Source organism: Rhodococcus sp. NPDC080181 (genome assembly GCF_040702225.1).
Taxonomy (GTDB): Bacteria; Actinomycetota; Actinomycetes; order Mycobacteriales; family Mycobacteriaceae; genus Rhodococcoides; species Rhodococcoides fascians.
In genome coordinates this window covers 201820-213927 of sequence record NZ_JBFBKN010000008.1, presented here as the reverse complement: position 1 = coordinate 213927, position 12108 = coordinate 201820, and the positions used below count along the sequence as shown (strand labels likewise).

The following is a 12108-nucleotide window of genomic DNA, read 5'->3' as shown; positions in this document are numbered from 1 at the left end:
TCCCACATCTGTGGCTCTACCGGCCAGGACCCACTCCTGTCGGCAACCCACGCTTACATGCGGAGGGGCCCCAGCCAAGACCTCCATACCGTCTATCGGAAAGCGCTGGAGCCCGTCAGCGCCTGCCCGATCACGAGTTGATGGACCTCGGATGTGCCCTCGTAGGTGAGGACGGATTCGAGGTTGTTGGCATGCCGGAGTACGGGGTATTCCAGCGTGATTCCGTTGGCGGCCAAGATCGTTCGGCATTCACGAGCGATCTTGATGGCCTCGCGCACGTTGTTGAGCTTGCCGAGCGACACTCGCTCGCCCGGTAGCTCTCCCTTGTCCTTCAGCCGGCCCAGATGCAGCGCGAGCAGTTGACCCTTGCCGAGTTCGAGCGCCATGTTCGCGAGCTTGGCCTGGGTGAGCTGGTATCCGGCCAGCGGCTTGTCGAACACCGCGCGGGTCTTGGAGTACTCGACGGCCGACTCGATGCAGTCCCGAGCCGCCCCCATCGCGCCGAACACGATGCCGAAACGGGCCTCGTTGAGGCAGCTCAACGGTCCGCTCAGGCCGCGGGCCTCGGGCAGCATCGCGTCGGCAGGAAGCCGGACGTCGTCGAACACCAACTCGCCCGTGATCGACGCGCGCAGAGACAGCTTCTTCTTCACCGTGTTCGCGGTGAATCCGGGGGTGTCCGTGGGGACGACGAAACCCCTGACCTTGTCGTCGGTTTGAGCCCACACGACGGCGACGTCGGCGACCGGACCGTTGGTGATCCACATCTTGCTGCCGTTGAGAATCCAGTCGTCACCGTCGCGCTTGGCGCGGGTGAGCATGCCGCCGGGGTTGGACCCGAAGTCGGCCTCGGTGAGACCGAAGCAGCCGATGAGCGAACCCTCGGCCATCCCCGGAAGCCACTGCTGCTTCTGTTCCTCGGACCCGTACTTCCAGATCGCGAACATCGCCAGCGAGCCCTGCACCGAGACCAGTGAGCGGATGCCGGAATCGATGGCTTCGAGTTCGAGGCAGGCCAACCCGTACGCCGTCGCCGATGTTCCGGCGCAGCCGTAGCCCTCGAGGTGCATGCCGAGCAGGCCGAGCGAGCCCAGCTCCTTGGCGAGTTCACGCGCGGGAACGGTGCCCTCGTCGAACCAGTCGGCGATGTGTGGTCGGATGCGTTCGTTGCCGAACTTGCGGACGGTGTCCCGGATCTGACGTTCTTCGTCGTCGAGGAGGGAATCGATCGCGAACAGTTCGTCGACGCTCTGGGAGTTGGCCACGGTGCCTCTTTCCGCTGGGGGTTGTCTTCGCAGGTTACCCACGCCCCTGCCGGGCGACGCAGGCCGATTAGTGTGGAGGCCATGAGTGAGCAGCGCAGCAAGGCAGACAACACCTCCTGGCAGGGCTTTTCCACGAAGGCGGTCCACGCGGGTTACGAGCCCGATCCACTGACCGGCGCGGTCAACGTGCCGATCTACGCCAGCTCCACCTTCGCGCAAGACGGGGTCGGCGGAATGCGTAGCGGATTCGAGTACGCGCGCACCGGCAACCCGACGCGTCGGCCGCTCGAGGCCAACCTCGCAGCCATCGAATCCGGTACCTACGGTCGCGCTTTCTCGTCGGGCATGGCCGCTACCGACTGCATGCTGCGGTCGGCGCTGCGTCCCGGTGACCACCTCGTCATTCCCAACGACGCCTACGGCGGCACGTACCGATTGATCGACAAGGTCTTCACCCAGTGGGGCATCGAGTACTCCGTGGCCGCGGTCTCGAACGTCGACGAGGTCCGCGCCGCGATGCGTCCGAACACCAAGCTGGTGTGGGTCGAGACGCCCACCAACCCGTTGCTCAACGTCGGTGACATCGAGGCGCTCGCGGGCGTCGCGCACGAGGGCGGGGCCAAGCTGGTCGTCGACAACACGTTCGCGTCTCCCTACCTGCAGCAGCCGTTGTCCCTCGGTGCCGACGTGGTGCTGCACTCGACGACCAAGTACATCGGTGGTCACTCCGACGTCGTCGGCGGCGCTCTGGTGACCGACAGCGAAGAGCTCGATACCGCGTTCGCGTTCCTGCAGAACGGTGCCGGGGGCGTTCCCGGACCGTTCGACGCATTCCTGACCTTGCGCGGCATCAAGACCCTCGCGTTGCGGATGGAACGGCACAGCGACAACGCGGAGAAGATCGTCGAATTCCTCGACGGGCACCCGGCCATCTCGCAGGTCATCTACCCCGGCCTCGAGTCGCACCCGTCTCACGCGGTGGCCGCGAAGCAGATGCGACGGTTCGGCGGCATGGTCTCCGTGCGGCTGGCCGGCGGCAAGCAGGCCGCTCTCGATTTCTGCGCGAAGACCGAGATCTTCACTCTTGCAGAGTCTTTGGGCGGCGTCGAGTCGCTCATCGAGCACCCCGGCGCGATGACGCACGCGTCGACTGCCGGTTCGCTGCTCGAGGTCCCGGACGACCTGGTGCGTCTGTCCGTCGGTATCGAGGACGGTGCCGATCTGGTGGGCGACGTCGAGCAAGCACTGGCATGATCGTTGCACTGATCGACTCGGGGTTGGGAATGCTCCCGACGGCTGCTCGCCTGCGTGAGTCGCGTCCCGAGCTCGATCTGGTGCTGATGATGGATCCCGACAACGCGCCGTGGGGTCCGAAGCCGGATGCGTGGGTGGTCGAGCGGGTGGTCGGTACCGCTCGGCATGCCGTCGAACTCGGTGCCGAGGTCGTGGTGTTGCCGTGCAACACGGCCAGTGTGACGGCGTTGAGCCAGGTGCGGGCTGCGCTCGGTGATTCCATCCCCGTGGTGGGGACGGTCCCGGCGATCAAACCCGCAGCGGCTGTCAGTGATCGGATCGCGATCTGGGCGACGGCGGCCACGACGGCAAGTGCGTACCAGGCCCGGTTGATCGACGAATTCGCCTCTCGTCGGACGGTGACCAGCGTGGCCTGCCACGGCCTGGCCGATTCGATCGATCGCGGAGACTCGACCGGAATACGTGCGGCCATCGACGCTGCGGTGGCCGCCACTCCCGACGACGTCGAGTCCATCGTGTTGGGGTGCACCCACTACCCGTTGGTGCTGAACGAGATCGTCGCGCGTCTGCCGAACGGCGTGACGATGTTCGACAGCGCGGCGGCCGTGGCCAATCAGACGGTGCGGCGCGCGGACGAGGTCGGTTCGGCGCGGGCCGGCACCGGATCGGTCTCGGTGTGGCTGAGCGGCATCGAAGGCGTACTGCCGGAGAGTGCACATCGTTACCGCGAGGCGACGGTGCTACTCGACGGTGCGCGGGCCCGGTAGTTCCGCGCCGCCGGGGAATGCCCGGTGGGTTCGTGCGTTGTCTTTCACTGAGGTAACGGTCGTTGCGGTGGAGGGAATGAGCACATGGTCGGTGTCGACACGCGGGACGTACAGGGCAGAGCAGCGGCGCGGATTCCGCATCGGTATGCCTTCTGGGTGGTCGGCGTCGCCTTCATCGTGCTCATGGCGTCCTCGGCTGCACCGTCGCCGCTGTACCCGGTGTACCAGCAGTCGTGGGGGTTCAGCGCGATCACCCTCACGGTCGTTTTCGCCGTCTATGCGCTGGCGCTGCTGCTGACTCTGCTCACGGTGGGAAGTCTGTCGGACCACATCGGACGCAAACCGATCCTGGTCGCGTCACTGCTGCTGCTGATCGTCAGTCTGGTGTTGTTCATCGTGGCCGACAGTGTTCCGGTATTGATCGCTGCTCGCGTCGTTCAGGGGATCGCCGCAGGCGCGGCGACGGGTGCCATGAGTGCGGCCATCATCGATCTGCAGCCCACCGTGTCGACCGGCCCGCTGCTCAACAGCGTCGCCCCCTCCTTCGGTCTGGCGGCAGGCGCAATCGGGGCCGGGTTGTTGGTGCAGTTGGCGCCGGCACCCGAAATTCTCGTGTTCGCCCTGTTGATCGCCGCCGCGGCAGTACTGGCCGTGGCCCTGCTGTTCGTGCCGGAGACGTCGGCGATGCGCGGCTTCGATTCCCGGCGTCACCTGGCGTCGACCCTGCTGCCGCGAGCCTCGCTGCCGAAGTCGGTGCGGGCACCGTTCGTGGTCATTGCTCCTGCCCTGTTCGCGACCTGGTCGCTCGGCGGGTTCCACCTCTCGCTGGGCCCGTCGATCATCGGCACCGTCTTCGGTATCGACAACCACATCGTGGGCGGCCTGGAGATCTTCTCGCTGTTCGCCTCGGGCTCGGTAGCAGCTGTCGTCGTGCGCAACGGGCTTCCTCGCACGGTGATGATGATCGGCGCGTCGGTGCTCGCAAGCGGCGTCGCGCTGACCTTGGTGTCGGTCGAAATCGGCTCGGTCGCGCTGTATTTCGTCGGCGCTGTCGTCGCAGGATCGGGCTGGGGAGCAACGTTTCTCGGTGCGATGCGCACGCTCGGTTCGTTGGTCCCCGCTGCGGAGCGAGGTGGCGTGTTCGCCACGACATTCGTCATCAGCTACCTCGCCTTCAGCCTGCCTGCGGTGATCGCCGGTCTCGCCGTGCATCGGCTCGGATTGAGCACCACGGTCGAGGTGTACGGGGCGTTCGTCATAGCTCTTGCACTGATCTCGGTCGTCGGGTTCTCGGTTGTGCAGCGACGAAATCGATAGCGCAGCAATCACTCCTCGATCTCCCCTCCCGAGGACGGGCACCATGTACTGCCCAATCGGATAGTCCGGCAGCGGTGTTGGAACGGTTCTGCCCTGCAGGTGTTCCGATCTCCTCTCGGTGCGGCCATGGTGGTCATCAGTGAGACGCCGATCACACACCCCAGGCGTTTCCTGACCACACTCACCGAGGAGACACCGATGGCAATCGAGCTCAATCAGATCTGGGAATTCCCCATCAAGGAGTTTCACCCGCTGCCCCGCGCCAAGCTGGGGGTCGGCGCTCACGACATGATCGGCGTCGAGGCGAAGGAACTCGGATTCAAGCGTGCCCTGCTCGTCACCACCGGACTGCGCGGATCCGGGATCATCGAGGAACTGATCGGCAAGATCGAATACCAGGGCGTCGAGGTGGTTCTCTACGACAAGGTCGAGTCGAACCCCAAGGACTACAACGTCATGGACGGTGCCGCGCTCTACCAGAAGGAGAAGTGCGACAGCGTCATCTCCGTCGGTGGCGGCTCCAGCCACGACGCGGCCAAGGGCATCCGCGTCGTCGTTGCCCACGACGGCCGCAACATCAACGAGTTCGAGGGATTCTCCAAGTCCACGAACAAGCAGAACCCACCGCATATCGCCGTATCGACCACCGCCGGAACGGGTTCCGAGACGTCCTGGGCGTACGTCATCACCGACACCTCGGACATGGAGAAGCCGCACAAGTGGCTCGCCTTCGACGAGGCGTCGACACCGACTCTGGCACTGGACGATCCGCTGCTCTACTACACCTGCCCCCAGCAATGGACCGCGTTCTGTGGCTTCGACGTTCTGGCACACGGTGCCGAGCCGTACGTGTCGCGTCTCGATTTCGCGCCGTCGCTGGGCAACGCGATCTACTCGATCGGCCTGGTGTCCAAGCACCTTCGCGAGGCCGTCTACGACCCGGGCAACCTGAAGGCTCGCGAGGGCATGATGAACGCCCAGTACATTGCCACGCAGGCGTTCAACTCCGGCGGACTCGGTGTCATCCACTCGATTTCCCACGCGATCAGTGCGTTCTACGACAGTGCTCACGGCCTCAACAACGCCATCGCTCTGCCGCGCGTGTGGGAGTACAACCTGCCTTCGCGCTACGAGCGCTATGCGGAGATCGCCGTGGCCATGGGCGTCGACACGAAGAACATGACCACCGTCCAGGCGGCCGACGCGGCAGTCGAAGCCGCCATCCGGCTCGCGAAGGACGTCGGCATTCCCGACAACTTCGGGTCGATCCGTTCCGCGACGTACGACAAGAACCGGATGAACACCGGCAAGTACGCCGGTAAGGGCGACGTGATCAAGGGTGACGAGAAGTCGGTACTCAAGATCTCCGAGCACATCCAGGAAGACTGGTGCACCCCGGGTAACCCCCGCGAGGTCACCGTCGAGTCGATGATTCCGGTCGTCTCGCACGCGATCAACGAGTCGTACTAACCGCCACCCATGTGAGTGGAACTTCGTAGCAGGGTACGAAGTTCCGCTCACATGCGGCGCAGCCGCCGTCCGAAGGGAAACACATGACCACGCTGTCGACAGTGCGTAGCGACGACACCGACACCGTTCGATTCACCGACGCTGCCGATCTGCGGAGGGCGCTCGCCGAGCAGGACTACATCGCCGACGACGATCTCGCCACCGTGGTGCATCTCGCGACAGCGCTCGATCGCCCCCTTCTGCTCGAGGGACCCGCGGGTGTCGGAAAGACCGAGCTCGCCAAATCGCTTGCTGCGGCGAGCGGCCGCAAGCTGGTGCGCTTGCAGTGCTACGAGGGCCTCGACGACAACCGAGCCCTGTACGAGTGGGATTACGCCAAACAACTTCTGCACGTGCAGATGCTGCGTGAACACATCGGTGCGCTGACGCAGCATGTCACCGACATCGACGACGCCTCGAAAATGCTTGCCGCCAAGGACTTCGGCCTGTATTCCGAGCCGTTCCTCTCGGTGCGTCCGCTGCTGGAATCGATCCTGTCCGAGGAGCCGGTGGTTCTTCTGGTCGACGAGGTCGACCGCACCGAGGAATCCATGGAGGCGCTGCTGCTCGAGGTGCTCGCCGAGAAGCAGGTGACCATTCCCGAGGTGGGCACCTTCACCGCACGAAGTGATCCGTGGGTCATTCTGACCTCCAACGACACTCGTGAGCTGTCCTCCGCCCTCAAACGCCGCTGCCTCCACTTTCATCTCGACTACCCCTCCGCCGAACGGGAACGTGAGATCGTCACCGCCCGCGCTCCGGAGGTACCCGATCGGGTCGCAGCCGACATCGTGGCGCTGGCAACCGAACTGCGGGCGCTGCCGCTGCGCAAGAGCCCATCGATCTCGGAGGTCATCGACGCGGCTCGTATCGCGTCGGTCCTCGGCCATACGGAGGACACCCGCAAGTATCTGCTCGCCGCGCTGGTCAAATACTCCTCGGACATGAAGATCGCGATGGCAGGCCCGGCGACGGAGACAGCCTCTGCAGCAACATCTCTCGGAGCCGTCGTCAACACGACCGCGACGGCGTTCCGGGGTCATGGTGGACGGGACAAGGGCGGCATCGGGATTCGACGATGACTGCGGTCGAGCCGTTCGCTCCGTCGGTGGTACTCGACGTGCTGTCGGCAGTGTTCGGCCGGACGCTGCGGCGGTTCGGAGTGGCGGCGTCGCCGGCCGAGGTCATCGAAGTCCGACGCGTGCTCGGGCTCCTGGGGGCACGTGACCTGACGGTTCTCCGCGCGGCGTTACGCGCCACGTGCGCGAAGTACGATCACGAACAGCAGGGATTCGATCTCGCGTTCGACTCGCTGTTCGCAGTCGGCTCGAACACTGTTGTCCACGAACACACTTCGCCGGTAGGCGCGCAGGTGGCGGGTGGCCTCCCGACCGATCTCGACGTGGGAGCCGACCAGGAGGCGGCGAAGTACGCCGAATACAACGAGCGTGCCGTCGAGATCGGAGATCTGCTCGACGCCCCCGAGGCCGACAAGGGCTTCAACCCACACAAGGACGACGACGACATCAGTCTGTCGTCGGAGGATCACGATCTGTCCATCGATACCGATGGCGACATGGGTCGACGGGGCGTGACCTACACCGTCGATCTGGAGCGTTCCGGTTCGACGGCTGCAGGGGAGTTGGCGTCGAGCACGAGCGGAGCGGTTGCAGGGCAACTGAACTGGGAGGATCCGGCAAGTATCCTGGCATGGTTCGATGCCTACGATCCCAGTAGCGTGTACGGCGATGGCGGAGATTCCGGGCCGCTGAGCGCGGCGATGTTGGACAGGATCACCGATGCCGTCGAAGCCTTCGTCGCAGCTCTGGGTGAGTTGACCGGGACGATGTCGTCACCGGTGCCGGTCGACGGCGCAGGGCGGGGGATCGACAGCCATGCCGAGATCGAGCGCGCAAGTCACGAAGTGTTGCGGCACATGCGCGGGACTCCTCGGCCGCGGCCTCGCGAACACTCTCGGGGCCCGCTGGACATGCGTCGCACGGTTCGGTCGAGCCTGCGCACGGACGGCATTCCGTTTCGGTTGGTCACCAGGACACCGGTTCCGGACAAGGTTCGATTGTTGGTGCTGGCGGACGTCTCGTTGTCCGTTCGCCCGATCACCGCATTCACGCTTAGACTTGCCCAGGCGATGCACTCGCGTGCGCACCGCTGCACTGTGATGGGCTTCGTCGATTCTCCGGTGGACGTGACGACCACCTTGCTCGGGAGCACGGGCGACGGAGCTCTGGCTGCCGTACTCGCGGATGCGCGACTGGACCTCGAAGCGAGCAGCGATTACGGCAAGACCTTCGCGGACCTGCTGGACTCGCACGGGGAGGTGTTGAACAAGCGCACCGCGGTGATCATCGTGGGGGACGGTCGGTGCAACGGACGGCCGCCCGGACTCGATGCGTTGGAGAAGATTCGCTCCAAGGTGCACCGCATCGCCTGGATCACTCCCGAAGCTCGTCGCTACTGGGCGCAGGCCGCGTGCTCGATGGAGGAGTACGAACAATTCTGCGACCAGGTGGTCGTGGCGCGAGACGGGGAACAGTTGACGGCGCACGCCGCCGATTTGGGGCATGCGCTGTCCTGACCCGACCCATCACACCACGTACCTGCCCGATCGGGTAGGTAGGAACCTGGCCCGGTGCTGGTGGGAACGGACCGACTGTGCTCGTAAGGTTGTAACCTGAATCACAGGTCCGGATCGTGTTCGGATCGAAGGACAGCGAGGGTGTGAACGGTGGACCAGGCAGCTACTGCGAACGTCGGCAAGGCGCTGCACGATCTCGATACTCGGCGCAGCCGAGCCGAGACGCCACGTGTCCTCAAGTTCCATGCGCCCGAGATCGTGTTCGGTCCGGATTCGCTCGGAGAGGTCGCGCATGCGACGCGTCGTCTCGGTGGGGTACGGCCGATGCTCGTCACGGACGCCGGCTTGATCGAGAGTGGCTGGGCCGGGCAGCTCGTCGACCTCCTTCTTGCGCAGGGGCTCGAGCCCCAGGTCTGGAGCGCACTGACGCCCAATCCCAAGGACGTCGAGATCGAGGCCGGCCACGGTTACTACGCGGACTTCGGCTGCGACGTGTTGGTGGCGATCGGGGGAGGGTCGGTGATGGATGCGGCGAAGGGGATTGCCGTCCTCGCCGGCAACGGCGGTCGAATCCTCGACTACGAGGGGGTGGATCGGGCCACCCGGCCGATCCCGCCTCTGGTGATGGTGCCCACGACATCCGGCACCGGAGCCGACGTCTCGCAGTTCTGCATCGTCACCGATACCGCGCGCTCGACGAAGATCACCATTCTCGGCCGAGCCCTGGTACCGGACATCACGGTGATCGATCCGATGTTGCTCACCACGATGCCCGAATGGCTCAACGCCGCAACCGGTTTGGATGCTCTGACGCACGGGATAGAGGCGTTCGTGTCGTTGGGCCACAACCAGCTCACCGACCATCATGCGCTCCGAGCCATCACCATGGTGATGTCACAGTTGGCTCGCACCATCGACGAGCCGACCGACATGGTTGCACGAGGGTCGATGGCGCAGGCGAGTCTGGAGGCCGGCCTGGCATTCACGAACGCGATACTCGGTGCGACGCACGCGATGAGCCACCAGGTGGGCGGGCTGCTCGATCTCCCGCACGGGGTGATCAACGGTGTGCTGCTGCCGCACGTCATTCGTTTCAACGCTGCCGAGGATCCGTTGCCGTACGTGGCCATCGCGACGAGTCTCGGGCTACCCGAGGGCAGGGCCAGGCCGGAGGAGGCCGCCATGGCCGTGGCCGATCGAGTGGACCGCCTCGCTCGTCAGGTCGGTGTTCCCGCCGGCCTGGCCGAGATCGGCGTCAGCGAGTCCGATCTCGATGTGTTGGCCACCAACGCATTACGCGATGCGTGCATGTCCACCAACCCGCGCTCGGCCACGCACCGCGAGATGGTCGATCTGTTCAGGACCGCACTGTGACAACCGGACCCGACCTCTCGTTGCTGACGGGACTGCGTTCGGGCAAGAACACGTTCTACCCCCAGTATCGCGGCGCGGCAGAACGTTTGGAACGCGTTGTCTATGCGCTGGAACTGATTTCGCGAGCACTGGTGCGCACGGTCGACGGTCCGGAAACGCTGGTGTGCGCTGTGGCCGAGGCCGCACGAGCCCATCTGAGTGCGCGCTGGGTCGTGTTCGCTCTCGCCGACGGGGCGTTCCCCGACGCCGGTCCTCGCAGATTGGTACTCGGACCCGACGCCACACCGTTTCTGGTCGACAACGTCGAAGGGCCACCGTTGCCGGACGACGTCGTCGACTGCCTCGAGTCGATCCGACAGTCGACGTGCGGCGACGGGCTGACCCCGGTGATCTCCGCCCATCACGCCTTCGTGCCGATCGCGTACGACGGGGGTGTCGTGGGCGCTTTTGCAGCGTGGACCGGTGAGCAACGTGTGCTGGACGCCACCGACGCCGCGGTGCTCAGCATCCTGGCCAGCCAAACCGCGGTGGCCCTGCAGAATTCGGCTCTGTTCCAGAGCCGAAGACAACTCCTCGAGCGCACCGAGAATGCCTACGCCGAGGCGAATCGAACAGCGGCCGACCTCGCCGCCCGCAATGCCGAACTCCTGCTGACACAAAGACAATTGGGTGCCGCACATCGGCATCAGGTGCTCGACGACGAACGGCATCGCATCGCACGCGAACTGCACGACAGCGTGACCCAGGCCGTGTTGTCGGCCGGTATGCAGATCGAGGTCTGTCGCAGTGACATCTCGGCGGAAGAGCGCAGTGACAGGCTGGATCTGGCCAAGGATCTGACGCGTCGGGCAGTGGATCAGCTGCGGTCGGCGATCTACGCGCTCAATCACCCTCAGGACGCCGACCGCACGTCGCTTCCCGAAATGCTCGAACAGCTTTCGGTGGTCCACATGCCCGACGAGTTGCAGGTCTCGCTGCGGGTGGAGGGAACTCCCGTCGAGTTGAGCAGCGAATGCGAGCATGCTTTGCTCCGCATCGCCGGAGAGGCGTTGTTCAACACTGCAGTGCACGGACATGCATCCCGGGCCATTCTTCGCTTGAGCTATTCGCTCGATCAGGTACAGCTGTCGATTGCCGATGACGGTGACGGCGATCCGGCGCACTTGCGCATGATGCTGCACATGGCCGAGTCCACCGACGTCGACGGCCGCCACCGCGGGTTGGCGAACATGGCGGCGCGCGCCCGCGAACACGGCGGGGTCTTCGAGATCCGCCGTGCCCGCACCGGGGGCGTGCGAGTGGCAGTGCGTATACCGCTCGACCCGAATTCCACGAAGGGCACAGCATGAGCGTCACAGCGGTACGAGACGGTTCGCCTCAGGCGGCGCCGCCCAGGGTTCGGATCGTCCTGGTCGACGACCACGCGATCTTGCGCGACGGGCTGCGTTCGGTACTCGAGCGTGAATCGGATCTGACGATCGTGGGGGAGGCGTCGACCCGAGAGGAGGGGTTGGCCGTCGTCGCTCGGGTCACACCCGACATCGTGCTGATGGACCTCAAGCTCTCTGCCAGCTCCGATTACGAGGGTCTCGCCCTGTGTGCGCAGTTGTCCAAGGCACACAACGGAATCGGTCTACTCGTCTTGACGACGTTCCTCGACGATCGTCTGGTGGTGGAGGCCGTGCATGCCGGTGCCCGGGGATATGTGGTCAAGGACGTCGACACCACCGAGTTGGTTCGCGCGATCCGCGCGGTGTCGCGCGGTGAGAGTGCGTTCGATTCCCGGAGCGCGTCGGCCGTCGTTCGTTCTCTCAACGGCACACCGAGCAGCATCGAGCGGCTGACCGAGCGGGAGCTCGAAGTGCTCCGGCTACTGGCAACGGGTCTGTCCAACAACATGATCGGAACGCGGTTGTTCATCTCGGCGACGACGGTGAAGTTTCACGTCAGCAACATCATGCGCAAACTTGCGGTGTCCCGCCGTGCCGAGGCCGTCTATGCCGCGAGCAAACAGGGATTGATCTGA

10 protein-coding genes are annotated in these 12108 nt (G+C 65.0%); 9 read left to right on the top strand and 1 reads right to left on the bottom strand.

The features are described from left to right. Positions 1-92: 92 nt before the first annotated feature. Positions 93-1265, bottom strand: coding sequence for an acyl-CoA dehydrogenase family protein (locus tag AB0O58_RS12550; RefSeq protein ID WP_032388183.1), 1173 nt, complete (start codon positions 1263-1265; stop codon positions 93-95). Positions 1266-1346: 81 nt separating this feature from the next. Here AB0O58_RS12550 and AB0O58_RS12545 point away from each other — a divergent pair, with 81 nt between their 5' ends. From AB0O58_RS12545 to AB0O58_RS12505, 9 genes are all read left to right on the top strand, one after another. Beyond that, positions 1347-2519, top strand: coding sequence for a cystathionine gamma-synthase (locus tag AB0O58_RS12545; RefSeq protein ID WP_032365667.1), 1173 nt, complete (start codon positions 1347-1349; stop codon positions 2517-2519). Further along, on the top strand, positions 2516-3286 hold the full coding sequence (locus tag AB0O58_RS12540; protein ID WP_032400167.1) for an aspartate/glutamate racemase family protein: 771 nt from the start codon (positions 2516-2518) through the stop codon (positions 3284-3286). Before AB0O58_RS12545 ends, AB0O58_RS12540 begins: the two co-directional genes overlap by 4 nt. An 84-nt stretch (positions 3287-3370) precedes the next feature. Further along, on the top strand, positions 3371-4603 hold the full coding sequence (locus AB0O58_RS12535; RefSeq protein WP_032365665.1) for an MFS transporter: 1233 nt from the start codon (positions 3371-3373) through the stop codon (positions 4601-4603). A 198-nt stretch (positions 4604-4801) separates the two neighbouring features. Further along, positions 4802-6073: an NDMA-dependent methanol dehydrogenase gene (gene mdo, locus AB0O58_RS12530; RefSeq protein WP_027496261.1), complete on the top strand. Its 1272-nt coding sequence runs from the start codon at positions 4802-4804 to the stop codon at positions 6071-6073. Positions 6074-6156: 83 nt separating this feature from the next. Continuing rightward, positions 6157-7194 (top strand): MoxR family ATPase, encoded by a 1038-nt coding sequence (locus AB0O58_RS12525; protein ID WP_206498980.1) that lies wholly within the window; start codon positions 6157-6159, stop codon positions 7192-7194. Continuing rightward, positions 7191-8708, top strand: coding sequence for a VWA domain-containing protein (locus AB0O58_RS12520; protein ID WP_048319846.1), 1518 nt, complete (start codon positions 7191-7193; stop codon positions 8706-8708). Before AB0O58_RS12525 ends, AB0O58_RS12520 begins: the two co-directional genes overlap by 4 nt. Before the next feature lie 186 nt (positions 8709-8894). Continuing rightward, the gene (locus tag AB0O58_RS12515) at positions 8895-10082 is read left to right on the top strand and encodes an iron-containing alcohol dehydrogenase (protein ID WP_027496264.1); all 1188 of its coding nucleotides are present in this window, start codon (positions 8895-8897) and stop codon (positions 10080-10082) included. After that, the gene (locus AB0O58_RS12510; protein WP_027496265.1) at positions 10079-11431 is read left to right on the top strand and encodes a histidine kinase; all 1353 of its coding nucleotides are present in this window, start codon (positions 10079-10081) and stop codon (positions 11429-11431) included. The genes AB0O58_RS12515 and AB0O58_RS12510 overlap by 4 nt, the downstream gene beginning before the upstream one ends. Further along, positions 11428-12108 carry a response regulator transcription factor gene (locus AB0O58_RS12505; protein ID WP_032371078.1) on the top strand — a complete coding sequence of 227 codons (681 nt, stop codon included), beginning with the start codon at positions 11428-11430 and terminating at the stop codon, positions 12106-12108. Before AB0O58_RS12510 ends, AB0O58_RS12505 begins: the two co-directional genes overlap by 4 nt.